The following is a 25,331-nucleotide window of genomic DNA, read 5'->3' on the forward strand; positions in this document are numbered from 1 at the left end:
CGATCAGTTCTGGCGAATGCCGGCGATCAGCCAGGGCTGGTTGTCGCCCTGGGCACGCTCCAGGCGCCAGCTTTCGCTGAACGGCTCGCCCTGGTCGAAGCGCGAAGTCTTGGACACGCCACTGAAGGTCAGGGTGGCGATGGTCTTCTCGGCGTTGTCGTCGACGCCGTCGAGCTGGACCTGAAGGTCGTCGATGTAGGTGGACTGGAAGCCATCACCCAGTTCGGCGCGCTCGCGCTTGAGGAAGTCCAGCAGTTGTGGGGTGACGAATTCGGCGATCTTGTCCATCTCGTCGGCGTCCCAGTGCTGCTGCAGGTTCATGAAGTGCTCACGGCCAGCGGCGATGAAGCTCTGCTCGTTGAACCAGGCCGGGGCGTTGATCACCGGAGCGGCCGAAGCCAGACGACCGCCGAAGATATTGCTGCCAGCGGCCGGCGCGTTGTCGGCGTTCGGCATTTCACGCTGGTACGGCGCACCGGCAGCAGCCATTTGTGGCTGTTGGCGAGCGCGACGGGCGGCGAGGAAACGGAACAGCAGGAAGGCGATCAGGCCGAAGATCAGCATGTCCATGATCTGCAGGCCTTCGAAGCCGTCGCCCATGAACATCGAGGCCAGCAGGCCACCAGCGGCCAGACCGGCCAGCGGGCCGAGCCAGCGCGAAGCGCCGCTGGCGGCAGCGGCAGGCTGCTGGCGGCCGGGAGTTGGGGCAGCCTGTTGAGCTGGCGGCGTGGCCTGACGAGTCTGGTGGCTGGGAGCGGAGCCGAAGGATTTGCCACCGCCAAAACGCTTGGCGTGGGCTTCGAAGCTGAAGGTCAGTGCCAGGCACAGCACCATGGCGATACTGAGGAAACGCTGCATCACGGTTTTCTCTCTTGTGGAAAAGCTTGGTCGGCATCTTGCCCGCCGTGGCGGGTGATGACCAGTGACAGAATGTTTCCGGCTTTTGCCTGGAGGGCGAGCACCCTGCGATATGTTCGAGCAGCCCGGATGCAATCCGGGAAGGCCCGCAGCCATGGCCGCGGACTTCATCCGAGCTACGGGCGTTGCAGCAGTAGAGGCAGCGGGCCGCAGCGGAGTTGGCTACGCAGAAAGGCGCGGAAGGTTACTGCGTCTTCTTCGGGGTGGCGCAGCCAGTGCACGAAGCTGCGCAGGTAGGCGTTGGTGAGCAGGGTTTCTTCGGCGATACGATGCAAATGCAGGCTCTGCCGCCCGGCTGCTTCGCGCCACCACTGCACGGTGCGGCTGATGCGCATCAGGCCGAGTACCTGCAGGTGGAGATGACCGGGTTCCAGTTTGTACAGCAGCATCTGTGCGGTGACAGCCCGATGAGCGGCGAGGCTGTCGAGCCAGGCCAGCAGGCAACTTTCCAGGCGCTGTTCGGCATTCAGCCCGGGGAGGTCGGGGTTTCCTGCGTGGTTGAGCATGGCCTGATCGGCGTGATCGAACCAGGCTTCCACCAGGTCATCCTTGTCACGGTAGTGGCGGGCGATATCGTCCAGGCCGATGTCCAGTACGGCGGCTACCTCGAAAAGGTGCAGGCGCTCCCAGCCGCAGACGTCGGCCAGTTGCAGGGCGGTATCAAGAATGTGGGCGGGGTCGGTCGGCTTCTTTTTCATCCCCTGAAGTATGGCCGCCAGAGTATGAGGTGCAGCCTGGAGCGACAAACGGAGCCAATGACGGCTGCTGCGACATGCGCACCGCCGTCGCCGATCACCGGGCTCAGCGCCAGTCGTACAGCTCCTTCTCCGACAGCGCATGCATCGAGGTGGCCAGTGCCTGGAAGGTCTGCATCGAGGCCCAGATACGACCATTGAGTTCGCTCTGCGCCGCCAGGTCGCCGAGCACCTGTTCGGTCTCGCGCTGCATGGCCTGCAGTACCTCGTCGGGGAAGCGCTTGAGCAGCGTGCCGCTCTTCTTCAACTCGTCCAGCGCCAGGGCGTTGTGGAACACGTAGTCGTCCATCATGTCCTGGGTCGCTGCGCGGGCCGCCTCGGTGACGATGGCCTGCAGGTCTGCCGGCAGGGCGTCGTAAGCCTTCTGGTTGATCAGCAGTTCGAGGACCGACTGCGGCTCCTGCCAGCCCGGGTAGTAGTAGTACCTGGCTGCCTTGTGCAGGCCGAAGGCCAGGTCGTTGTAGGGGCTGACCCAGTCTGTCGCATCGATGGCACCGGTCTGCAAGGCGGTGAAGATCTCGCCGCCAGGCATCACCACGGTGGTCGCACCAAGGCGGCTCCAGACTTCACCGCCGAGGCCCGGCATTCGGATCTTCAGGCCCTTGATGTCATCCAGGTTGTTGATTTCCTTGTTGAACCAGCCGCCCATCTGCATGGTGCTGTTGCCTGCGGTCAGCGGCTTGAGGCCGAACGGCGCGTAAGCTTCGTCCCATAGCGCCTGGCCACCGCCCTTGCTCAGCCAGGCGTTCATTTCCTGGGTGGACAAGCCGAAGGGCACCGCGCCGAAGAATTGCGCGGCCGGTACCTTGCCCTTCCAGTAGTAGGGCGTGCCGTGGCCCAGTTCGGCGGTACCGCGCGACACCGCATCGAACACTTCCAGCGCCGGCACCAGTTCGCCAGCGGCATAGACCTTGATGGTCAGGCGCCCGGCGCTCATGGCGTTGACGCGCTCGGCCAGGCGTTCGGCGGCAGTGCCGGTGCCGGGAGCGTTCTTCGGCCAGGTGGTGACCATCTTCCAGTGGAAGGTCTGAGCGGGGGCTGCGGCCTGGTCGGCCGGCTTGGAGTCGTCCTTGCAGCCGATCAGGCCAACGGCGAGCAGGGGCAGCAGAAGCAGGGCGGAAAGGCGCATGGAGTGGCTTCCAGATTTTTTTGTAGGAGCGAATTCATTCGCGATCCTGCTGGTACGGCGCCAACCCCATCGCGAATGAATTCGCTCCCACAAGGGCAAAAAGCCTTGTGGGAGCGGCAGCAGCTTAACGCCAGTCGTACAGTTCTTTCTCGGTCAGTGCCTGCATGGCGCTGGCCTCTTCGAGGAAGGCTTTCTGCGAAGCCCAGATGCGGCCGTTGAGGTCGTTCTCGGCTGCCAGGGTTTCGAGCACCACGTCGGATTGTTCGCGCATGGCCTGCAGCACTTCATCGGGCAGGCGCTTGAACTGCACGCCTTCGCTCTTCAGGCTTTGCAGCGCCTTGGCGTTGTTGAACACGTAGTCGTCCATCATGTCCAGGGTCGCGGCGCGCGCGGCTTCGACGACGATGGCCTGCAGGTCGGCCGGCAGCGCGTCGAAGGCCTTCTGGTTGACCATGGATTCGACCACGGCCTGCGGCTCCTGCCAGCCCGGGAAGTAATAGTACTTGGTGGCCTTGTGCAGACCGAAGGCCAGGTCGTTGTACGGACCGACCCAGTCGGTGGCATCGATGGCACCGGTCTGCAGGGAGGTGAAGATTTCGCCGCCGGGCAGGTTGACGGTGATCGCGCCAAGCTTGCTCCAGACTTCGCCGCCGAGGCCCGGCATGCGGATCTTCAGGCCCTTGATGTCATCCAGGCTGTTGATTTCCTTATTGAACCAGCCGCCCATCTGCATGGTGGTGTTGCCCGCCGACAGCGGTTTCACACCGTAGGGTGCATAGGTTTCGTCCCACAGCGCCTGACCGCCGCCCTTGCTCAGCCAGGCGTTCATTTCCAGGGTGGAGAGGCCGAACGGCACGCTGCTGAAGAACTGCGCAGCCGGTACCTTGCCCTTCCAGTAGTACGGGGTGCCGTGGCCCATCTCGGCGGTGCCGCGCGATACCGCGTCGAACACTTCCAGTGCGGGAACCAGCTCGCCGGCGGCGTAGACCTTGACGGTCAGGCGCCCGGCGCTCATGGCGTTGATACGCTCAGCCAGGCGCTCGGCAGAGGTGCCCAGACCGGGGAAGTTCTTCGGCCAGGAAGTGACCATCTTCCAGTGGAAGGTTTCTGCCGGTTTAGCGGCGGCCTGCTCGCTGGCAGCCTTTTCTTCTTTGCAGCCAACCAGGCCGATGGCGGCGATCAGCGCCAGAGCGGTGCCGAACAGATTGCGGCGATTCATCGATTATCTCCAGATACGGTGTGCTAACAGGCTTCGAGCTTGGCGTATGCCAGCATCAGCCACTTACTGCCTTCGTTTTCAAAATTCACCTGCACCCTGGCCTGCGCGCCGGCACCCTCGAAGTTGAGAATGGTGCCCTCGCCGAACAGGCTGTGGCGTACCCGCTGGCCCAGATTGAAGGGCGTCTGCGGCACGGCGCTACCGGCGAACAGGCTGCTACCGCTCATCGAGCTGGTGCTTACCGGGCGGCTGACGCTATTGCTCAGGCGTACTTCCTGAACCAGCGGTGCGGGGATTTCGCGGACGAAGCGCGAGACCTTGTTATAGGTCTCGCTACCGTAGAGACGCCGGGTTTCGGCGTAGCTGATCACCAGCTTCTGCATGGCACGGGTAATGCCAACGTAGGCCAGGCGGCGTTCTTCTTCCAGTCGGCCCGGTTCTTCCAGGCTCATCTTGTGTGGGAACAGACCCTCTTCCATGCCAACCAGGAATACCAGCGGGAACTCCAGGCCCTTGGCGCTGTGCAGGGTCATCAGTTGAATGCTGTCCTCGTTTTCGGCGGCCTGGGTGTCCCCGGCCTCCAGCGAGGCGTGGGTGAGGAAGGCCTGCAGCGGAGTCAGCTCGTCGTTTTCGTCGTTCTCGAAGGCGCGCGCGGCGCTGACCAGTTCCTCCAGGTTCTCCACCCGGGCCTGGCCCTTCTCGCCCTTTTCCGCCTCGTGGTAGGCGAGCAGCCCACTTTGCTCGATGACCACCTGGGTCATCTGGTGCAGGGGCATGGCCAGGACCTTCTCGGCCAGGCCTTCGATCAGCTCGATAAAACCGCTCAGGGCGCTCGAAGCGCGGCCTGGCAGGGCCTTGTTGGCAAGCATCAGGCGGATCGCTTCCCACATGTGCACGTCATGGGCGCGGGCGTACTCGCGGATGGTCTCGATGCTCTTCTCGCCGATGCCGCGTGCCGGCACGTTGATGATGCGCTCCAGCGCAGCATCGTTGCCGCGTCCGTCGAGCAGACGCAGGTAGGCCATGGCGTTCTTGATCTCGGCGCGCTCGAAGAAGCGCTGGCCGCCGTAGATGCGGTAGGGGATACGCTCGCGCAGCAGCGCCTCTTCCAGCACCCGCGACTGGGCGTTGGAGCGATACAGAATGGCGATCTCGCTGCGCTTGAGGCCGTCCTTGCGCAGCGCGTCCTCGATGGTCTCGACCACGTAGCGCGCTTCGTCATGCTCGTTGAAGGCGGCGTACAGGGCCAGCGGCTCGCCGTCGCTGCCATCGGTCCACAGCTCCTTGCCGAGGCGTCCGTTGTTGTTGGCGATCAGGGCGTTTGCCGCCTTGAGGATACCGGCGGTGGAGCGGTAGTTCTGCTCCAGGCGGATCACCTGGGTGTCGGGGAAGTCGCTGGAGAACTGCTGGATGTTCTCGATGCGCGCGCCGCGCCAGCCGTAGATCGACTGGTCGTCGTCGCCGACCACCATCAACGTGTCGCCGCCCTGGGCCAGCAGACGCAGCCAGGCGTACTGCACGGCGTTGGTGTCCTGGAACTCGTCGACCAGGATATGGCGGAAGCGCCGCTGGTAATGTTCGAGCAGGCCCGGCTTGTCGCGCCAAAGGTCGAGCGCGCGCAGCAGCAGCTCGGAAAAGTCGATCACCCCGGTGCGTGCGCAGGCCGCTTCGTAGGCCTCGTAGATACCGCGCATGGTGGCCAGGAACAGGTCGCCGCCAGCCTGAATATGCTGCGGGCGGAAGCCTTCGTCCTTCTGGCCGTTGATGAACCACTGCGCCTGCTTGGCCGGCCAGCGTTGTTCGTCCAGGCCCAGGTCACGGATCACTCGTTTGATCAGGCGCTGCTGATCGTCGGAGTCGAGAATCTGGAAATTCTCGGCCAGCCCGGCTTCCTGCCAGTGGGCGCGCAGCAGGCGATGGGCCAGGCCGTGGAAGGTGCCGACCCACATGCCGGCCGGGTTGTGGCCGAGCATCTGTTCGATGCGGTGGCGCATCTCGGCGGCGGCCTTGTTGGTAAAGGTCACCGACAGGATCGAATGAGGCGAAGCGCCCATCGCCTGGATCAGGAAGGCGATGCGGTGCACCAGCACGCGGGTCTTGCCCGAGCCGGCGCCGGCCAGCACCAGCTGGCGGCCGAGCGGGGCGGCCACGGCCTGGACCTGGGCGTCGTTGAGCGAAGCGAGGAGGAGTTCGGGGTCATTTTGCATCGCGGCATTCTAGGGGGCCGGGCAGGGGAGGGCAAACCGTCGGCCAGATGAGGCGAAACCGACCGGATCTAACCGACGACCGGCAGGTCAGGGCGCAGATGGGCGCAGGCAGGCGGCCAAGGGCCAGTACGATCTTGGGCGCCCGCCAAAAGTTGGCCATCACCCTGTGAAATGGTCCACATCTTTGTTGGGCACTGGGTCTGTCTCGGGTATTCTCCGGCGACGTCAGGGCTGAGAGCGCCCATATATACGCCGCAGACCCTTAGGCACCATTACAAGAACATCGCCTATGACCGCCACGACTAGCGCCGTAGTTCACGAGGTGACGCTGGACCCGCAGCAGGCTGCACGTCAGTTCGCCACGGACATTACCGTCGAGCGCACGCGCCTGTTGTTCCTGGGCTCGCGCCTGCCCACCCTGCTCATGCTGCTGGTCGGCCTGGCCTGCAGTCTGTTGCTGTGGAGTCAGCAGAGCGCGCCGTTGCTCGCGGCCTGGCTGGGCTGGGTGGAGTTGCTGGTGCTGCTACGCCTGACTCAGGTGAATGCCTTCAACGAGGCGCTGCCCAGCCGCCAGGCCGAACCCTACTGGCAGCGCATCTTCCTCTTCGGCGCCGCCGCATCCGGCCTGACCCTGGCGTTCGCCGTGATCGTGCTGGTGCCGGCCGACGTGTTCTATCAGCAGGCGCTGGTCTATGGCCTGATCGGCGCGGCGATCCTTTCGGCCAGCGTGGCCTACGCCGTCAGCCTGCCTGCTTTTCTGAGTTTCGCCTTGCCGTGCCTGGTGCCTTCGGCCGCCTACCTGCTGCTGGCCGATAACGGCCTGCAACGCGGCTGGGGACTGCTCAGCGTGATCCTGTTTCTCGCCCTGCTGATCGTCGCCTGGCAGGTCAATCGGCTGGTGCAGCGCAGCCTGCTGCAGCGCTTTCACAACCTGGCGCTGATCAGCAATCTTGAGCATGCCAAGCGGCGCGCAGAAGGGCTCAACGAAGAACTGGCGCGCGAGGTGGAACAACGCCGCCGCGCCGAACGCGAATTGCGCGGTGCCCACGACGAGCTGGAAATGCGTGTGGCCGAGCGCACCCTGGAGCTGGACGAGGCGACCCACGCCCTGGGCAAGAGCCAGGCGCGCCTGGCCCTGGCGCTGGAGGCCAGTGAGCTGGGCTTGTGGGATTGGGACCTGGAAAGCGATCAGGTGCACCACTCGCACCTGCGCGAGCTGTTCGGTCTGGAACCGGGCCAGGTCAAGGTGATGCTGCGCGATCTGACGCCACGCCTGCATCCGGATGACTTGCCGCGGCTGCGCCGGGCGCTGGTCCAGCACCTCAAGGGGCGCAGCGAGGATTATCAGATCGAATACCGCGTGCGCCATGTCGATGGCCACTGGATTTGGGTCGAAGACCGTGGCCGCGCGGTCGAGCGCGATGCCGCCGGGCGTGTCCGGCGCATGCTCGGCACGCGGCGCGACGTCAGCGCGCGACGCCAGCAGGAGCAGCAACAGCGCCTTGCGGCGACCGTGTTCGAGGCGGCCAGCGAGGGTATCTTCATTCTCGACCCCGACTACCGCATGCTGGCGGTCAACCGCGCCTTCAGCTCGGTGACCGGTTACGGCAGCGAGGACGTGGTCGGGCGCACCGTGACCAGCCTGATCGGCAGCCGCGAGATGCACAGGCAGTACCAGTTGATCCGCCAGGAGCTGGACAGCAGCGGCACCTGGCAGGGCGAACTGATCGAGACGCGCAAGAGTGGCGAGCTCTATCCGCAATGGTTGCAGCTCAATCTGGTGCGCGATGCCAGTGGACGACCCAGCCATATCGTCGGCTTCTTCGCCGATCTCACCGCGCGGCGCGAGGCCGAGGAACGCCTGCGCTACCTGTCGCACTACGACGAGCTGACCGGCCTGGCCAACCGCGCCCTGTTCAAGGAGCGCCTGCACGAGGCCAGCCAGCGCGCGCGGCAGAGTGGTCGCAGCATCGCCCTGGTGCATATCGACCTGGACCGCTTCAAGCTGCTCAACGACAGCCTCGGCCATGAAGTGGCGGACCAGTTGCTGCGTCAGATCAGCCGCCGCCTGACCCATAACCTGCCCGAAGCTGACTGCATCGCGCGGCTGTCGGGCGATGAGTTCGCCGTCATCCTCGACGCCTACGGCAGCCTCTCAAGCCTGGCGCGGGTGGCCAGCCGGCTGTTGGCCAAGCTGCGTGTGCCGATGACCGTCGGCGGTCACGAGCTGGTGGTCAGCGCCTCCCTGGGGATCAGCCTGCTGCCGGACTACGCACGCGAAATCAGCGCGCTGATCAGCCAGGCCAACATGGCCGTGCAGCATGCCAAGCACCTGGGCGGCAATACCTTCCAGTTCTTCACCGACAACCTGCAGGCCTATACCCTCGAGCGCCTGCAACTGGAGAACCAGTTGCGCAAGGCGATCGACGAAGGTCAGCTGGAGGTGTTCTACCAGCCCAAGCTGAACCTCGCCGACGACCAGCTCAATGCCGCCGAAGCGCTGGTGCGCTGGCGCCATCCGCAGCAAGGGATGGTGGCGCCGGGCGAGTTCATCGGCCTGGCCGAAGAGACCGGGTTGATCGCGCCGATCGGCGAGTTCGTCCTGCGCCAGGCCTGCCAGCAGGCCTGCGAGTGGCAGCGCCAGGGGCTGGCGCAGATACGCGTGTCGGTCAACCTGTCGGTGCACCAGCTGCGCCAGGGCAATCTCACCAGCCTGGTCCGCCAGGTGCTCGAGGAAACCGGCTTGGCGCCGCAGTACCTGGAGCTGGAACTGACCGAAAGCCAACTGCTCGACAACGTCGAAAGCGTCATCGCCACCTTCCAGCAACTGCGTGCGCTGGGCGTGAAGCTGGCGATCGACGACTTCGGCACCGGCTACAGCTCGCTCAGCTACCTCAAGCGCTTCCCGGTGCACTACGTGAAGATCGACCAGACCTTCATCCGCGATCTCTCGCCCGGCAGCGAGGACGCGGCGATCACTCGCGCGATCATCGCCATGGCCCACAGTCTGGAGCTGAAAGTGGTCGCCGAGGGCGTGGAAACCCAAGCCCAGATGGACTTTCTCAAGAGCCAGAACTGCGACGAGATCCAGGGCTTTTTGATCAGCCGCCCGGTGGAGGCCAGCGCCTTCGCCGAACTGCTGCGCGCGCAGATCGACCACCCGCTGGACTGAGCGGCGTCTACCTCGCCCCGTCGCCGGATCTGACTCAGTTGCTCACTTGGCGAACAGCTGGCCGATGTCCTTGAACGCCTTGAATTCCAGGGCGTTGCCACAGGGGTCGAGGAGGAACATGGTCGCCTGCTCGCCGACCTGGCCCTTGAAACGCACATAGGGCTCGATGACGAATTGCGTCTCGCGGCTGCGCAGGCGCTCGGCCAGGGCTTCCCAGTCGGCCCAGCCGAGCACCACGCCGAAGTGCGGCACCGGCACGTCGTGGCCATCCACCGGGTTGCTCACGGCCGCTTCCTGGTAGGCCATCTTCGGCGCCTCGTGGATCACCAGCTGATGGCCGAAGAAATCGAAATCGACCCAGTGATCGCTGCTGCGCCCTTCGGCGCAACCGAATACCTCGCCATAGAAATGCCGCGCTGCGGCGAGATCGAAAACGGGAATCGCCAGGTGAAAGGGAGCAAGGGCCATCACGCATTACCTCTGGTTATTGTCTGTCGGGCTAGCCTAGCAACAGCCAAATCGATTGAAAGCGAATATCCTTTCTAGCAAGCTCAAATAATTTTGATCAATCGAGACGCTCATGCTGCGCGAGCTGAAAACCTTCGTCACCGTGGCCCGCCTGGGCACCTTCGCCGCTGCCGGGCAGCAGGTCGGCCTGACCCAGTCGGCGGTCAGCGCGCAGATCCGCGTACTGGAACAGCACCTCGGCGTACGCCTGTTCGACCGCAGCGGCCGCGCCGCCGTGCTCAACGCCGCCGGTCGCCACGCTCTGCCATTGGCTGAGCAGATGCTGGCGCTGTATGCGCAGATGGCCCTGCCGCAGGCCGCTGATCAGTGGCAGGGCGAATTGCGCGTCGGCGCCATCGCCACCCTGCAGACCGGGCTGCTGGCCGAGGCGCTACCGCGCTTTCGCCAGCTGGCGCCGCGGGTCGAACTGAAGCTGGTGCCGGGGGTGTCGCTGCAGCTGTTCACCCAGCTCGATGCCGGCGAGCTGGACCTGGCCCTGCTGATCAAGCCGCCGTTCCCATTGCCCAAGGAGCTGCTGGAGGTACCGCTGGCGCGCGAGCCCTTCGTGCTCATCGCACCGCTGGACGCAGCCGGCGACGATCCGCTGCAGTTGCTCGCCGAGCACCCATTCGTGCGATACGACCGGGCCTCGTTCGGTGGCCGCCAGGTCTGCCGCTTCCTGCGCGAGCAGCGGCTGGCGGTGCGCGAGGCGCTGGAGCTGGACGAGGTGGAGGCCATCGTGCGTCTGGTGGAGAACGGCATGGGTGTGTCGCTGGTGCCGCGTGCCGGCCTGTGGCTGCAGCGGCCGACCCGCCTGCGGGTGATCGAGCTCGGCGAACTGGCCTTCCACCGTGAACTGGTGGCGCTGTTGCGGCGTGCGCAGCGCCAGCCGGCGTTGGACTGTCTGCTGGATTGCCTGCGGGGCTAATCCTTGGGAGGTCGTAGCCTGCATGCAATCCGGAACAGTAGTCGCCCTGTGCCTGTTCATCTGGACTCGCCCAGAGAAGCTCAGGGCCGGTTGGGCGTGCGCCGATTTTTGTGGGAGCGGATTGTGGGAGCGGACTTGTCCGCGAATGGCGCAGCAGGAAAAGCTTCGCGGTCAAGACCGCTCCTACGGTATGAGTGGCGAGCCGCCGTGCGCTTGCACCGTTTTTGTGGGAGCGGACTTGTCCGCGCTGGCAGCCAGGTAGGGTGCGCGAAGTACCGCCCATAAAAAATGCCGCGCGGCTTGGCAGCGGCGCGGCATTGGCTACAGCTGGGACCTGTGCGGCGATCAGAACGCCGGTATGACGGCGCCCTTGTATTTCTCTTCGATGAACTGCTTGGTCTCGGCGCTGTGCAGGGCCTTGACCAGCTTCTGCACGGCGTCGCTGTCCTTGTTGTCGGCGCGGGTCACCAGGATGTTGACGTACGGCGAGTCGCTGCCTTCGATGGCCAGGGCGTCCTGGGTCGGGTTCAGCTTGGCTTCCAGGGCGTAGTTGGTGTTGATCAGGGCAACGTCGACCTGGCTCAGCACGCGCGGCAGGGTGGCCGCTTCCAGTTCACGCACCTTGATGCCTTTCGGGTTCTCGACGATGTCCTTCGGCGTGGCGAGGATGCCGGCTTCCGGCTTGAGGGTGATCACACCGGCCTTCTGCAGCAGCAGCAGGGCGCGGCCGCCGTTGGTGGCGTCGTTGGGGATGGCCACGGTGGCGCCTTGCGCCAGCTCGTTGAGGCTCTTGATCTTGCTGGAGTAGGCGCCGAAGGGCTCGACGTGCACACCGCCGACGCTGACCAACTCGGTCTTGCGGCTGGCATTGAACTCGTCTAGGTACGGCTGGTGCTGGAAGAAGTTGGCGTCGAGGTTCTTCTGCTGTACCTGCAGGTTGGGCTGCACGTAGTCGGTGAACACGCGCACCTTCAGCTCCACGCCTTCTTTGGCCAGGGCCGGTTTGACGAACTCGAGGATCTCCGCGTGCGGCACCGGGGTGGCGGCGACGCTCAGGGTTTCGGCCTGGGCCGAGAAGGCCGCGCAGGCGGCGATTGCAGTCAGCAGCTTCTTCATTTCAAGGTTCCTTTTGGGAAGGTTGGTGCGGGTCTCGCGGGTGGCGAGTCGCCGCTTTTCATCATTTGCGGGAAAAATGCACAACCAGCCGGTCACCGACCATCTGCAGCACCTGCACCAGGATCAGCAGCAGAATCACGGTCACGGCCATCACGTCCGGCTGGTAGCGTTGGTAGCCATAGCGTACGGCCAGATCGCCGAGGCCGCCGCCGCCGATCAGGCCGCTCATGGCGGTGTAGGAGACCAGGGTAATCGCAGTGACGGTGGTGGCCGCGAGCAGACCGGGCAGCGCCTCGGGCAGCAGCGCGCGGGTGATGATCTGCCAAGTGCTGGCGCCCATCGCCTGGGTCGCCTCGATGATGCCGCGCTCCACTTCGCGCAGGGCGGTTTCCACCAGGCGGGCGAAGAACGGCGTGGCGCCCACCACCAGCGGCGGAATGGCGCCAGCGACGCCCAGCGAGGTGCCGACCAGTAGCTCGGTGAAGGGGATCATCAGGATCAAGAGGATGACGAAGGGCACCGAGCGTAGGATGTTCACCACCAGCGACAGCGCACCGTACAGGGCCTTCTGCTCGAACAACTGGCGCGGGCCGGTGAGGAACAGCAGCACGCCGAGCGGCAGGCCGAGCAGCACGGTGAACAACATCGAGCCGAGCAGCATGTTCAGAGTATCGAGGCTGGCCTGCCAGATTTCCGGCCAGAAGACGTTGGGTAGCAGTTGTTCGAGCATCAGCGCAGTACCTCCAGATGCACGTCGGCGGCTTCGAAGCGCGCCAGCGCGGCGTCGATGTCGCCACCGGTGAGGGCCAGCGTGAGCTGGCCGTAGGGGGTGTCCTTGATGCGGTCGATGCGTCCGGCAAGGATGCTGTAGTCCACGCCGGTCTCGCGGGCCACGGTGCCCAGCAGCGGCGCGTAGGTGGCTTCGCCCTGGAAGGTCAGGCGCAGGATGCGTCCCGAAACGTGGGCGAAGTCGTCGTGCTGCTCGGCCTCGTCGACATGCTCGGACTCCTGCACGAAGCGCCGCGTGGTCGGGTGCTGCGGGTGCAGGAACACCTCGGCCACCGGACCTTCCTCGACGATGACGCCAGCGTCCATCACCGCCACGCGGTCGCAGACGCGGCGGATCACATCCATCTCGTGGGTGATCAGCACGATGGTCAGGCCCAGCTCGCGGTTGATCTCGGCCAGCAGCTGCAGCACGGCGGTGGTGGTCTGCGGGTCGAGAGCGCTGGTGGCTTCGTCGCACAGCAGGATCTTCGGCCGTGTGCTCAGCGCACGGGCGATGCCGACACGCTGTTTCTGCCCGCCGGAGAGCTGCGCGGGGTATTTGTTGGCGTGATCCTGCAGGCCGACGCGGGCCAGCAGCTCAGCGACGCGGGCGTCGATCTCGGCGCGGCTCAGCTCGCCAGCCAGGCGCAGCGGCATGGCGATGTTGCCGGCGACGGTTTTCGACGACAGCAGGTTGAAATGCTGGAAGATCATCCCGACCTGTTGGCGGAAGCGGCGCAGGCCATTGGCATCGAGGGCGGTGACGTCGACGCCGTCGATCTCGATGCGCCCGCCGGAGGGTTCTTCCAGGCGGTTGATCAGGCGCAGCAGGGTGCTCTTGCCGGCGCCGGAGTGGCCGATGATGCCAAACACCTGGCCGTTGCCGATCTGCAACGTGGTGGGCTGCAGCGCCGGAATCTCGCGGCCTGCGACACGGTAGGCCTTGTGGACGGATTGAAACTGGATCACGCGAACGACCTTTTGGGTGTGTTCAAGGGCGAGCCTCAAGGTGGAAGGGGCCGGCCATCGGGCGCCGGGTGGGCGCAAAAGGGCGCTAGTCTACCCGGCGGTGTTTAGGCCGAGAAAATCTTTGTTGGCCTATGGTTATTACAAATCGGAATTAACGATCAGCGGCGGTCTCAGCGCCTGTTTCACTGACGCTGCGGGCTCAACAGTAGGCGCGGTACCTGTTGCGGCGCGATCTTCTGGCTTAGCTGCGGACGGAAGCTCGGGTCGAGCTTCTTGATACGAGCCGAGAGCAGTGCCGCGACCCAGGGATAGTCCTTGGCCTCGCGTACTTCGATGCGCACGGCGCAGCGAAAGGTCACGACGTCCGCTGCCACGCTGTCGAGCAGGCGGCGCAATTGCTGGTTGTCCTGGCTGTCCAGCATAGGCAACGCCACCGAACTGGTGGCCGCGCTGGGGTCGATCACTCGGGCGGCAGGCGTGCTCTCGGCCTCTGGTGCCGGCTCGCTCGCAGGCGCCGTTGCGACGGATGCTCTGGCCAGGCGCTGCTGGCGCAGTTGCTCCTGGCGCTCGGCGTCGAGTTTGGCGGCAGCTTCGCGTGCCTGCTGTTCGGCTGCAGCCTGGCGTGCGGCGCGGGCGCTATCGATGGCCTGGTTGAGGTCGTGACTCAATGACGGTGCCTGCGGCATCAGGCTGCGAGCCTGGCCCAGCGCTTGTGCGGCGAGGTCCAGATCGCCCTGCTGCAGCGCTTCCTGGCCCCGCTCCATATAGGCTTCGGCCAGTTGGCGCTGGTACTGCTCCAGGCGTGTGTCGCGGCTGGCGCGTTGCTGCAGTGCGCCGAGCTGGCTACGCGCATCGTCGAGACGCTCCTCGGCCAGGCTCAGGTCGAGCTGGCGGAAGGCGAGGACCAGATCATCGACCGGCGGGAGACTCTGCTGCTGGCTGCTCTGGCAACCGATCAGCAGCAGAACCAGCAAAAGAGGAAGACCGCGAAAAGCGAACGACTTCATGACTACGCGTCTCGAATTGTGCAAAAAACGCGCAATCATACAGGTTCGTACTGCTGATTTCACCTTGATCGGTCGCGCCGTAGCCCGGATGCAATCCGGGGAAAACGTGCTGGAGCATTCCCGGATTGCATCCGGGCTACGCAGAGCGCGCCATCAGGCGCTGCGCCTGGGCAGTGCGAAGCTGGCCAGGAACAGCGCCGCGGCGCTGACCACGATGGAAGGCCCGGCCGGTGTGTCCTGGTACCAGGACAGCGCCAGGCCGCAGCACACCGCCAGCAGCCCGAGCAGGCTGGCGCCCACGGCCATCTGCTCCGGCGTGCGCGCGTGACGCTGGGCGGCAGCCGCGGGGATGATCAGCAGAGAGGTGATCAGCAGCACGCCGACGATCTTCATCGCCACGGCGATCACCACGGCGATCAGCAGCATCAGCGCCAGGCGAATCGCCGCCACCGGCAGGCCTTCGACCCGCGCCAGCTCCTCGTGCACGGTGATCGCCAGCAGCGGTCGCCACAGCCAGGCCAGCAGCGCCAGCACCAGCGTGCTACCGCCGATGATCCAGGCCAGATCGTTGGGGCTGACGGCGAGCAGGTCGCCGAACAGGTAGCTCATCAGGTCGATGCGCACGTCATGCATGAAGCTCAGCGCCACAAGGCCCAGCGACAGGGTGCTGTGGGCGAGGATGCCCAGCAGGGTGTCGGAGGCCAGCGGCTGGCGCTGTTGCAGGGTCACCAGCAGCACGGCGAGCAGCACGCAGCCGACGGTCACGGTGAGGGTCGGGCTGACGTCGAGCAGCAGGCCCAGCGCCACGCCGAGCAGGGCGGCGTGGGACAGCGTGTCGCCGAAATAGGCCATGCGTCGCCACACCACGAAGGAGCCGAGCGGGCCGGCCACCAGGGCCAGCGCCAGGCCGGCGAGCAGGGCGTTGAGAAGGAAATCGGGCATCAGTGTTTGCAGTCCGGGCCGTGAACGTGAGCCGGGCCGTGAATGGTCAGGCCGGGCTTGACCACGCCGCCATGCAGGTCGTGAGCATGGTCGTGGTGGTGGTGATAGACGGCCAGGCTCTTGGCGTCCTGGCCGAACAGCTCGATGAAGGCGGGATCGAAGCTGACCTGTTCCGGGTGGCCGGAGCAGCATACGTGGCGGTTAAGGCAGACCACCTGATCGGTGGCGCTCATCACCAGGTGCAGGTCGTGCGAGACCATCAGCACGCCGCAGCCGTGACGCTCGCGCAGCCGCGAGATCAGCCGGTACAACTCGGCCTGGCCGGCGACGTCGACGCCCTGCACCGGCTCGTCGAGCACCAGCAGTTGCGGCTCGCGCAGCAGGGCGCGGGCCAGCAGCACGCGCTGCATCTCGCCGCCGGAAATGCTCTGTAGCGGGCTGTCGATCACCTGCTCGGCACCGACTTCAGCCAGTGCCGACAGCGCGCGTTTGCGATCCACGCCTGGCACCAGGCGCAAGAAGCGCAGCACCGACAGCGGTAGGGTGGCGTCGACATGAAGTTTCTGCGGCATGTAGCCGATGCGCAGACGCGGTGTACGGCGCACGCTGCCACGCTCAGGCTGCAGCAGGCCGAGCACCACCCGTACCAGGGTGGTCTTGCCGGCGCCGTTGGGGCCGATCAGGGTGACGATCTCGCCGGGTTGTACGCTGAGCTGCACGTCGTCCAGCACTGGCTGGCCGTTGAAGCTGACAGCGACGCCGTCGAGGCGGATCAGCGCTTCGCTCATGCCGCGCCCTTGCAGCCTGCGCATAGGCCGACGACTTCCACGGTCTGGCTTTCCACGGCGAAACCGACGCCGGCTGCGCCGTCGACGATGGCCTGGCTGATGGCGGGCTGCTCCAGTTCGGTCGCCGCATGGCAGGCCCGGCAGATCAGGAACTGGCCCTGATGCGCGTGCTCCGGATGGCTGCAGCCGACGAAGGCGTTGAGTGACGCGATGCGGTGCACCAGGCCGTTTTCCAGGAGGAAGTCCAGCGCGCGGTAGACAGTGGGCGGCGCGGCGCGGCGGCCATCTTCATCACTCAGCACGCCGAGAATGTCGTAGGCGCCGAGCGGTTTGTGGCTGGCCCAGACCAACTCCAGCACGCGTTTGCGCAGGGCGGTCAGGCGCAGGCCCTGGCGAGCGCAGATGGCTTCGGCTTCAGCCAGCGCATGGCTGACGCAGCGGGAATGGTCGTGTGGGCGTGAAGCCAGAGGCGTGTCGGTCATGGGCAAGGACGGCGCTGGTAAGAGACGTTATTATATTACCCATTCAATTCCATCCGAGTATTCCCCGTGTTGCGTCTTTTCTGTCTCTTTACCCTTCTTTTCGTCGCCAGCGCCCAGGCCGAGGTGCGTGTTCTGACCAGTATCAAACCGCTGCAACTGATCGCCGCGGCGGTACAGGACGGTGTTGGCGAGCCCGAAGTGCTGCTGCCGCCGGGCGCCTCGCCGCACCACTATGCGCTGCGTCCTTCCGACGTACGGCGAGTGCGCGAGGCCGACTTGCTGTACTGGATCGGCCCGGACATGGAAGCCTTCCTGCCCCGCGTCCTGAGCAGCCGCAACAAACCGCAGGTGGCCGTGCAGGATCTGCCCGGCATGACCCTGCGTCACTTTGGCGACAGCCATGGCGAGCATGACCACGACCACCAACACGACGATCATGATCATGAGCACGCCCATGCCGGTGACGACCTGGGGCACGATCACGACCATCGCCCGGGCAGCCTGGATGCCCATTTGTGGCTGGCCGCGGACAACGCCAAGGTGATCGCCGCGCGCATGGCCGCGGACCTGGCCAAGCTGGATGCTGCCAACGCCGGGCGTTACGCCGCCAATCTGCAAGCCTTCGAAGCGCGCCTGGACGCGCTCGATGGCCGTATCCGCCCGCAACTGGCCGAACTTCAAGGCAAGCCCTACTTCGTTTTCCACGAGGCCTTCGACTATTTCGAGGCTGCCTATGGCCTCAAGCACGCCGGCGTGTTCAGCGTGCTGACCGAAGTCCAGCCCGGTGCGCGGCATGTCGCTGCCATGCGCGAGCGCCTGCAGCAGACCGGCCCGAGTTGCGTCTTCAGCGAACCGCCGCTGCGCCCGCGCCTGGCGGAAACCCTCACCGCGGGCCTGCCGGTCAAGCTGGCGGAGCTGGATGCGCTGGGCGGCACCCTGCCGGTCGACGCCAGCGGTTACGAGCAGCTGCTGGATAACCTGGCAAACGGCCTCAGCGAGTGCCTGAATAGCCTGTAAGGGTCGCATTGGAGAATCCAGCGGCAGACCCTGTGTAGGAGCGAATTCATTCGCGATTGAAGTGCCCCGGATTGCATCCGGGCTACGGGTCGGCTGTTGTGGGAGGGGCTTCAGCCGCGACGAACCGAGCTACGAACTGTAACCAGCGTCGCATTGCCGCTGGCTGGCGCAAACCACTAGGCTTGCGCTTTTGCCGCGAGCGCCCGCCATGTCGCCAACCGCACCTCGTCCGTCCAACGCCACGCTGGTGCTGCTGGCTTCGCTCTATTGCGCGCAAGGCCTGCCGTCCGGATTGATCGCCCACTCGTTGCCGGTGCTGCTGCGTCAGCATGGCGTCGACCTGGCACTGATCGGTCTGCTCAAACTGCTGGCGCTACCCTGGCTGCTTAAGGTGTGCTGGGCGCCCTGGATCGACCGCCTGGCCTCGCCTCGACTGGGCCACCATCGTGGCTGGATCCTGCCGCTGCAGACGGGCGTCATCGTCTGTGTCGCCGCACTGGCGCTGCTAGCTCCGCAGACGCTGTTTGGCTCCAGCCTGTGGCTTTTGCTCGGCCTGCTGTTGTTGATCAACCTGCTGGCCTCGACCCAGGACGTGGCCACCGATGGCCTAACCGTACGCCTGTTGCCCGAACGCTGGCGCGGCCTGGGCAACAGCCTGCAGGTCGGTGGCTACAAGGTCGGCATGATCGTCAGCGGCAGCGGACTGCTGCTGGTGATCGACCCGCTGGGCTGGAACCTGGCGGTGGGGCTGGTGGCCGGCCTGATCCTGCTGATGACCGTGCCGATCTGGTTGTTCCCCGAGCGCCGTGTCCTGCCCTTTCAGCCTGCTCTGGCGGAGCGTGCCCTTGGCCCGCGACTGTTGCTCGATCACTACCGCGGCCTGCTGGCGCAGCCGGGCATGCTGCTGTGGCTGGCGGTGGTGCTGACCTTCAAGCTCGGCGACTCGCTGGGCTCGCCGATGATCAAACCGATGCTGGTGGATCAGGGCTGGAGCACGGGCGCGCTTGGCCAGCTAACCCTGATCAGCAGCCTGGCCGGCATCGCTGGCGCTGTGCTCGGCGGCCTGCTCTACGCGCGCATCGGCGTGCTGCGGTCGCTGATGCTGTTCGGCGCGCTGCAGGCCATCGGCATCGCCGCCCTGGCGTTGCTGGTGGGGCAGGGCGCCAACACTGGGTTGGTCTACGTCGTGACCCTGTTCGAGCAGATAGCCGATGGCATGTCCACCGTTGCCCTGTTCGCCGCGATGATGCGCATGTGCCGCGCCGAACACGAAGGCGCCGACTTCACTCTACAGGCGTCGGCGCAACTGCTGTTGTCCGGCTTCGTCGGCGCCAGCAGTGGAGTGCTGGCCAAGGCGTTGGGGTACGAGGGTTTGTTCCTGGCTGCTGGAGGGCTGGGAATGCTGGTGTTGCTTGTGGTGTTCGCGCACGCGCGCCGATCAGTAGCCTGAGCGACGTTGGCGCGAGCCAGTAGCCCGGATGCAATCCGGGGAAGGTGCCGGTCATTCCCGGATCGCTTCCGGCTGCACGTCTATGCCCAGTGCCTCCCGTGCCGCTCCAGCAGGTGCTGCAGTTGCTCCGGCCCATCGCTGCCGGCCGGGTAGGGTCGCGGGCTTTGATAATGCTGGTGCCAGCCCTGCAGGATCGGGTCGACCCATTGCCAGGCGGCCTCGACTTCATCGCGGCGCATGAACAACGTCGAGTCGCCGTCGATCACGTCGAGCAGCAGGCGCTCGTAGGCGTCCCAGCGGCGCTGCTGGTTGAAGGCGTTGGCCAGGTTGAGATCCAACTCCACCGGCTTCAGGCGCATGCCCTTGCCGGGATTCTTGGCCATCAGTTGCAGGCTGATGCGCTCTTCCGGCTGCAGGCGGATCAGCAGCTGGTTGGCTTCGCCGCCATTGAACAGGCGGTGCGGCACCGGTTTGAACTGGATGAGAATTTCCGAGGTTTTCTTCGCCAGACGCTTGCCAGTGCGTAGGTAGAACGGCACGCCAGCCCAGCGCCAGTTGTCGATTTCCACCTGCACGGCGACGAAGGTTTCGGTGTCGCTGTCGTTGTCGACGTTCTTCTCGAAGTAGTAGGCGGGGACATCGTGGCCGCCGATCTTGCCGGCGGTGTACTGGCCGCGCACGGTCTTGTCCTGCACGTCGAGGCCGGAGATGGGTTTCAGCGCTTCGAGGATCTTCACCTTCTCGTTGCGTACTGCCTCGGCGTCGAATCGTACCGGCGCCTCCATGGCCACCAGGCAGAGCAGTTGCAGCAGGTGGTTCTGGATCATGTCGCGCATGGCGCCGGCCTTGTCGTAGTAGCCGCCGCGGTTTTCCACGCCGAGGGTTTCGCAGACGCTGATCTGCACGTGGTCGATGTGACCGGCGCGCCATACCGGTTCGAACAGGGCATTGGCGAAGCGCAGCGCCATGAGGTTCTGCACAGTTTCCTTGCCCAGGTAGTGATCGATACGAAACACCCGCGCCTCATCGAACACGGCGCCGATGGCAGCGTTGATCGCGCGGGCCGACTCCAGCGAGTGGCCGATGGGTTTTTCCAGCACGATGCGTGCCGCCGGCCCGGCCAGGCCGGTGTTGGCCAGGTGCGCGGCGATGTCTTCGAACAGGCTCGGTGCGGTGGCCAGGTAGTAGACCCGCACACGCTGTTCATCACGCCCCAGGCGCTTGGCCAGGCGGCCGAAATCGGCGCTCTGCGCGGCGTCCATGGCGAAGTAGTCGAGGCGTGCGGCGAAGCTGGCCCAGGCCTCGTTGGTGAAATCGGCACGGGCGACCTGGGCGCGGCAGTGGCGCTCGGCAAGGGCCTGGTAGGCCTCGCGGGTGTGGCTGCTGCGAGCCAGGGCGAGGATGCGCACATCGGCGTGTAGGCGCCCTTCGCGGTGCAGGTGATAGAGCGCCGGCAGCAGCTTGTGCAGGGCCAGATCGCCCGTGCCACCGAAGACCAGCATGTCGCAGGGAATACTCAAGGGAAACACTCCGACTCGTTTAGCGGACCGTTGCAAACTACCTGCGTTTGCAGGAAGGAGGCGGTGAAAAACGCCCCAAGAATGCCTGTGTTTTTGCGGCGTGCCCGATGTTTGAAACATTCGTTCAGCTGTTCGGCAGCCGCTTGGCTGTGCGCGAGCGCGAGCTATGTAGTATAACTACAAGGTCACTACAACCGCCGACCGCCGATCATAACCGAGCCGAGACTCGCCGAGCGCCGCGGTAGACCCTTTTCTGCATAGAGCCTATCTCCGTGAATCTGTTGCAACACATCGCCCAGTCGCGCCACCTGCTGCGCAAGTCCGAGCTCAAGGTGGCCGATCACGTCTTGCTCGATCCTGCATCGGTGATGCATAGCTCCATGGCCGAGCTGGCGCACAGTGTCGGCATCAGCGAGCCGACCATCGTGCGTTTCTGCCGCGCCATCGGTTGCAGTGGTTTCCAGGACCTCAAGCTGAAACTGGCGCAGAGCCTGGCCGCCGGTGCCAGCTTCGGTCAGTTCGCGATTCACGAGGATGACTCGGTCGCCGACTTCAGCCTGAAGATCTTCGACACCACCCTGCATACGCTGATGGAGGTGCGCGAGAAGCTCGACCCCGAGGCCCTGCAGCGCGCCATCGCCGCTTGCTCCAATGCGCAGCGCGTGGAGTTCTACGGCTTCGGTGCCTCCGGCGCCGTGGCGGCCGATGCCCAGCACAAATTCTTCCGCCTGTTGCTCAACGCCGCGGCCTATTCCGACCCGCACATGCAGGCGATGAGTGCGGTGACCCTGCAGCCGGGCGATGTGGCAGTGTGCATTTCCCAGTCCGGGCGTTCCAAGGACCTGCTGATCACCGCCAATCTGGTGCGTGAATCCGGCGCCAGCCTGATCACCCTGTGCCCGAGCCAGACTCCGCTGGCGGAGCTGTCGACCGTGAACCTGGCCATCGACGTGCAGGAAGACACCGAGATCTACACCCCGCTGACCTCGCGCATCGCCCACCTGGTGGTGATCGACGTACTCGCCATGGGCGTGGCCATGGCGCGGGGCCCGAGCCTGGTCAACCACCTCAAGAGCGTCAAGCGCAGTCTGCGCAGCCTGCGCCTGTCGCCAAAGTCCCTGCGCAGCAGCGAGGACTGAGCGCGCGGTTTCACCGCCTGTTCATCTGCCCGCCGCAAAAGCGTCATCTGCCCGGAGCAAGCTGAGGCCTCCAGTCCTCGTTCCGGGAGAACCGAGATGCCTCGTATCTTCGATGACGCGCAACTGCACGACCAACCCGACGCCAAGACCCGGCGCAAACTGCAAGACCAGCGCCGCATGGCCTATCGCCGGGCCATCGAAAATTATGCCGAGCAGTGCCAGCTGCAACGCGAGCTTGCCGACTTCCCCGAGCTGGTGCCCGCCAGCTACGCGCAGCGCAGCGAACGCACCTCGCGCCGCGCCGCCTGACTCCTCTCGTCGCCCTGCCTGCCTGCGGGCAGGGCAATGAGCTTGCCCGATTCTACGAACTTGTTGCCCGGTTCTGCCTATCTCATCTGCAGGCGGCGACAGCCGCTTTTGCGCCCACTAAAGTGACGCTCCGGCCCCTTGCGTGCGGGCCTGACCGGGATCGCCAGCGCGGCCTGGCGAAATGACTTAGACACCATCAGAAAGGTGGGCAGACCATGATTACCCTGAATCTCAACGGCCAGGAGCATGAACTGGACGTGGCAGGCGATATGCCGCTGCTCTGGGCCTTGCGCGACGTCGCCAATCTCACTGGCACCAAGTACGGCTGTGGCATGGCCCTGTGCGGCGCCTGCACGGTGAATGTCGATGGCCAGCCGACCCGCTCCTGCGTCACGCCGGTATCGGCGGTGGCCGGCAAACGCATCAGCACCATCGAGGCGGTCGGCGAAGACGCCGTGGGCAAGGTGGTGCAACAGGCCTGGCGCGAGCTGGACGTGGTGCAGTGCGGCTACTGCCAGTCCGGGCAGATCATGGCCGCCACGGCGCTGCTGAGCAGCAACAAGGCGCCGAGTGACGCCGACATCGATGCGGCCATGAGCGGCAACATCTGCCGCTGCGCCACCTATGTGCGGATTCGCGCCGCCATCCACCAAGCGGCTGGTCAGCTGGCCTGAGGAGCGTCGAATCATGGGCAAGATCGAAACCCCCGATAGCGCCACGCGCGGCATTCTCAATGTCAGCCGTCGCAGCCTGCTCAAGGGCGCCGGCGGCCTGGCGCTGGGCATCTTCTTCGCGCCGCTGTTGCGCGGCATGGATGCACTGGCCGCAAGTGGCCCGCTGGAGCCGAACGCCTTCGTGCGCATCGACCTCGATGGCACGGTGACCGTGCTGGCCAAACACCTGGAAATGGGCCAGGGCAGCTACACCGGCCTGGCCACGCTGTTGGCCGAAGAACTGGACGCGGACTGGGACAAGGTGCGCGTCGAAGGCGCGCCGGCCGATGTGAAGCGCTACAACAACCTTGCCTTTGGCCCGATGCAGGGTACTGGCGGCAGCACCGCCATGGCCAACTCCTGGGAGCAGATGCGCAACGCCGGTGCGACCGCCAAGGCCATGCTGGTGGCTGCGGCCGCGCAGCGCTGGGGCGTGCCTGCGAGTGAAATCAGCGTCGACAAGGGCGTGGTCAGTCACGGCGGTTCCGGGCGCAGCGCCGGCTTTGGCGAACTGGTCGAGGCCGCCGCGCAACTGCCGGTGCCCGAGCAGGTGCAGCTCAAGAACCCCAAGGACTTCAAGCTGATCGGCAAGCGCGAACTGCGCCGCAAGGACAGTCCGGGCAAGACCGATGGCAGCGCCATCTTCACCCAGGACTTCAAGCTGCCCGGCATGCTGGTGGCCATGGTCGCCTATCCGCCGCGTTTCGGCGGCGTGCCACGCTCGGTCGATAGCAGCAAGGCCAAGGCCGTGCGTGATGTGGTCGAAGTGGTGGAGTTTCGCGACCTGCCCCACGGCCGTTCGGGGGTCGCCGTGCTGGCGAAGAACACTTGGGCGGCGCGTCAGGGTCGTGATGCGCTGGTGATCGACTGGGACGAGAGCCAGGCCTTCACCCTCGGCAGCGAGGAGATTCTCGCGCAATACCGCGACAGCGCGGGCAAGCCCGGTTTACCGGCGACGAGCAAGGGCGACGCCGATGCGGCGCTGGCCAAGGCCGCCAAAGTGGTCGAGGCCGACTACGAATTCCCTTACCTGGCTCATGCGGCGATGGAGCCGATGAATTGCCTGGTGAAACTCTCCGACGAGCGCTGCGAGATCTGGAATGGCGAGCAATTCCAGACTGTCGACCAGGCCATCATCAGCAACTACCTGGGCTTCAAGCCCGAACAGGTTTCGCTGACCCAGCTGTACGCGGGCGGCAGTTTCGGTCGTCGCGCCAGTTCGCAGTCGGATTACCTGCTGGAAGCGGTGGCGTTCACCAGGGCCGCGCGCGACAAGGGCGTCGATGCGCCGGTGAAGATGGTCTGGACCCGTGAGGACGACACCCGTGGCGGGTTCTTCCGGCCGATGTACGTGCACCGTGCACGCATTGGTCTGGACGAGGCCGGCAAGTTGCAGGCCTGGCACAACCGCATCGTCGGCCAGTCAATCATGACCGGCACTTCGATGGAGCCTTTCATGATCAAGGATGGTGTCGACCATACTTCGGTCGAGGGTATTTCCAACCTGTCCTACGCGGTGCCCAACCTGCAGGTGGAGCTGAGCACGCCGAGCAATATCAAGGTGCCGGTGCTGTGGTGGCGTTCGGTCGGTCATACCCACACCGGTTATGTCGCCGAAACCATGATCGACGAGGCGGCCGTGGCGGCCGGGCAGGACCCCTACGCGTTCCGCCATGCGCTGCTGGACAGCCAGCCGCGTCATCGCGGTGTGTTGGAGCTGGCCGCCAAGCAGGCCGGCTGGGACAAGCCGCTGGCTGCCGGCGCCGAGGGTGAGAAGCGCGGGCGTGGTATTGCCGTGCATGAATCGTTCGGCTCGTTCGTCGCGCAGGTCGCCGAGGTCACGGTCAAGGCCGATGGCAGCTATCGCCTGGACCGTGTGGTGTGTGCCGTGGACTGCGGCATCGCGATCAACCCGGATGTGATCAAGGCGCAGATGGAAGGCGGTATCGGCTTCGCCCTGGCGGCTGCCCGGCACAGCGCGATCACCTTGAAGGAAGGCCGGGTCGAGCAGTCGAACTTCCACGACTTCCAGGTGCTGCGCATGAACGAGATGCCCAAGGTTGAAGTGCATATCGTGCCGTCTGCGCAGAACCCCACCGGTGTCGGTGAGCCGGGCGTGCCGCCGCTGGCGCCGGCCCTGGCCAACGCCCTGTTCGCCGCCACTGGCGTGCGCCTGCGCAAGCTGCCGTTCCCGGCGCAGATCACGGCCTGACCGAAGGCGCGGTAAACACGACGCCCGGGCAGTTGCCCGGGCGTTTTGGTTTGTGGGGGGCACT

22 protein-coding genes are annotated in these 25,331 nt (G+C 65.4%); 8 read left to right on the forward strand and 14 right to left on the reverse strand.

The genetic code is table 11. From position 1 onward, the window contains the following. Positions 1-3: 3 nt before the first annotated feature. The 5 genes from P3C50_RS13295 to uvrD form a co-directional block, all read right to left on the reverse strand. On the reverse strand, positions 4-858 hold the full coding sequence (locus P3C50_RS13295; RefSeq protein WP_013717887.1) for a Tim44 domain-containing protein: 855 nt from the start codon (positions 856-858) through the stop codon (positions 4-6). A gap of 176 nt (positions 859-1,034) precedes the next feature. Next, complete coding sequence (locus P3C50_RS13300) at positions 1,035-1,616, reverse strand: TetR/AcrR family transcriptional regulator (RefSeq protein ID WP_275546367.1); 582 nt, start codon at positions 1,614-1,616, stop codon at positions 1,035-1,037. Positions 1,617-1,719: 103 nt separating this feature from the next. Then, positions 1,720-2,802 (reverse strand): TRAP transporter substrate-binding protein, encoded by a 1,083-nt coding sequence (locus P3C50_RS13305; RefSeq protein WP_275546368.1) that lies wholly within the window; start codon positions 2,800-2,802, stop codon positions 1,720-1,722. Between the two features lie 124 nt (positions 2,803-2,926). Next, entirely contained in the window at positions 2,927-4,021 is a 1,095-nt protein-coding gene (locus P3C50_RS13310) for a TRAP transporter substrate-binding protein (protein WP_275546369.1), read from the reverse strand. Between the two features lie 23 nt (positions 4,022-4,044). Further along, complete coding sequence (gene uvrD, locus P3C50_RS13315) at positions 4,045-6,228, reverse strand: DNA helicase II (RefSeq protein WP_275546370.1); 2,184 nt, start codon at positions 6,226-6,228, stop codon at positions 4,045-4,047. Between the two features lie 289 nt (positions 6,229-6,517). Here uvrD and P3C50_RS13320 point away from each other — a divergent pair, with 289 nt between their 5' ends. Beyond that, on the forward strand, positions 6,518-9,400 hold the full coding sequence (locus P3C50_RS13320; RefSeq protein WP_275546371.1) for an EAL domain-containing protein: 2,883 nt from the start codon (positions 6,518-6,520) through the stop codon (positions 9,398-9,400). A gap of 42 nt (positions 9,401-9,442) precedes the next feature. Here the strand turns inward: P3C50_RS13320 and P3C50_RS13325 are convergent, their stop codons facing one another. Beyond that, positions 9,443-9,868, reverse strand: coding sequence for a VOC family protein (locus tag P3C50_RS13325; protein WP_197858891.1), 426 nt, complete (start codon positions 9,866-9,868; stop codon positions 9,443-9,445). A gap of 112 nt (positions 9,869-9,980) precedes the next feature. Between P3C50_RS13325 and P3C50_RS13330 the strand changes: the two genes are divergently transcribed. After that, positions 9,981-10,835, forward strand: a complete 855-nt coding sequence (locus P3C50_RS13330) for a LysR family transcriptional regulator (protein ID WP_275546372.1) — start codon at positions 9,981-9,983, stop codon at positions 10,833-10,835. Between the two features lie 345 nt (positions 10,836-11,180). Here P3C50_RS13330 and P3C50_RS13335 read toward each other — a convergent pair whose 3' ends face one another. The 7 genes from P3C50_RS13335 to zur all read right to left on the reverse strand — a co-directional run bounded on the left by P3C50_RS13335 (position 11,181) and on the right by zur (position 16,907). Next, on the reverse strand, positions 11,181-11,951 hold the full coding sequence (locus P3C50_RS13335; protein WP_275546373.1) for a MetQ/NlpA family ABC transporter substrate-binding protein: 771 nt from the start codon (positions 11,949-11,951) through the stop codon (positions 11,181-11,183). 61 nt (positions 11,952-12,012) lie between these two features. Beyond that, entirely contained in the window at positions 12,013-12,681 is a 669-nt protein-coding gene (locus P3C50_RS13340) for a methionine ABC transporter permease (protein ID WP_074676952.1), read from the reverse strand. Further along, on the reverse strand, positions 12,681-13,688 hold the full coding sequence (locus P3C50_RS13345) for a methionine ABC transporter ATP-binding protein (RefSeq protein ID WP_275546374.1): 1,008 nt from the start codon (positions 13,686-13,688) through the stop codon (positions 12,681-12,683). Before P3C50_RS13345 ends, P3C50_RS13340 begins: the two co-directional genes overlap by 1 nt. A 182-nt stretch (positions 13,689-13,870) precedes the next feature. Next, positions 13,871-14,695 (reverse strand): PA5502 family lipoprotein, encoded by an 825-nt coding sequence (locus P3C50_RS13350; RefSeq protein ID WP_275546375.1) that lies wholly within the window; start codon positions 14,693-14,695, stop codon positions 13,871-13,873. Positions 14,696-14,848: 153 nt separating this feature from the next. Continuing rightward, entirely contained in the window at positions 14,849-15,637 is a 789-nt protein-coding gene (znuB, locus tag P3C50_RS13355; protein ID WP_275546376.1) for a zinc ABC transporter permease subunit ZnuB, read from the reverse strand. After that, positions 15,637-16,425, reverse strand: a complete 789-nt coding sequence (znuC, locus tag P3C50_RS13360; protein WP_275546430.1) for a zinc ABC transporter ATP-binding protein ZnuC — start codon at positions 16,423-16,425, stop codon at positions 15,637-15,639. The genes znuB and znuC overlap by 1 nt, the downstream gene beginning before the upstream one ends. Beyond that, positions 16,422-16,907, reverse strand: coding sequence for a zinc uptake transcriptional repressor Zur (gene zur / locus P3C50_RS13365; protein WP_197858884.1), 486 nt, complete (start codon positions 16,905-16,907; stop codon positions 16,422-16,424). Before zur ends, znuC begins: the two co-directional genes overlap by 4 nt. Positions 16,908-16,973: 66 nt before the next feature. Between zur and znuA the strand changes: the two genes are divergently transcribed. Together znuA and P3C50_RS13375 are read left to right on the forward strand one after the other, a co-directional pair. Continuing rightward, complete coding sequence (gene znuA, locus P3C50_RS13370) at positions 16,974-17,924, forward strand: zinc ABC transporter substrate-binding protein ZnuA (RefSeq protein WP_275546377.1); 951 nt, start codon at positions 16,974-16,976, stop codon at positions 17,922-17,924. Positions 17,925-18,132: 208 nt separating this feature from the next. Next, a complete protein-coding gene (locus P3C50_RS13375) occupies positions 18,133-19,374 on the forward strand; it encodes an MFS transporter (RefSeq protein ID WP_275546378.1) in 1,242 nt (413 codons plus the stop codon). A gap of 80 nt (positions 19,375-19,454) precedes the next feature. Here the strand turns inward: P3C50_RS13375 and zwf are convergent, their stop codons facing one another. Beyond that, on the reverse strand, positions 19,455-20,876 hold the full coding sequence (gene zwf, locus P3C50_RS13380) for a glucose-6-phosphate dehydrogenase (RefSeq protein WP_275546431.1): 1,422 nt from the start codon (positions 20,874-20,876) through the stop codon (positions 19,455-19,457). A 290-nt stretch (positions 20,877-21,166) separates the two neighbouring features. Between zwf and hexR the strand changes: the two genes are divergently transcribed. The 4 genes from hexR (at position 21,167) to P3C50_RS13400 (ending at position 25,267) form a co-directional block, all read left to right on the forward strand. Continuing rightward, a complete protein-coding gene (gene hexR, locus P3C50_RS13385) occupies positions 21,167-22,033 on the forward strand; it encodes a transcriptional regulator HexR (protein WP_197858880.1) in 867 nt (288 codons plus the stop codon). A gap of 96 nt (positions 22,034-22,129) precedes the next feature. Then, a complete protein-coding gene (locus P3C50_RS13390) occupies positions 22,130-22,342 on the forward strand; it encodes a PA3496 family putative envelope integrity protein (protein ID WP_197858879.1) in 213 nt (70 codons plus the stop codon). Positions 22,343-22,557: 215 nt separating this feature from the next. Next, positions 22,558-23,016, forward strand: a complete 459-nt coding sequence (locus tag P3C50_RS13395) for a (2Fe-2S)-binding protein (protein WP_275546379.1) — start codon at positions 22,558-22,560, stop codon at positions 23,014-23,016. Positions 23,017-23,029: 13 nt separating this feature from the next. Then, entirely contained in the window at positions 23,030-25,267 is a 2,238-nt protein-coding gene (locus P3C50_RS13400; RefSeq protein WP_275546380.1) for a xanthine dehydrogenase family protein molybdopterin-binding subunit, read from the forward strand. Positions 25,268-25,331 lie beyond the last annotated feature (64 nt).

Source organism: Pseudomonas sp. Marseille-Q0931, assembly GCF_940789645.1.
In the GTDB taxonomy this organism is placed as follows: domain Bacteria; phylum Pseudomonadota; class Gammaproteobacteria; order Pseudomonadales; family Pseudomonadaceae; genus Aquipseudomonas.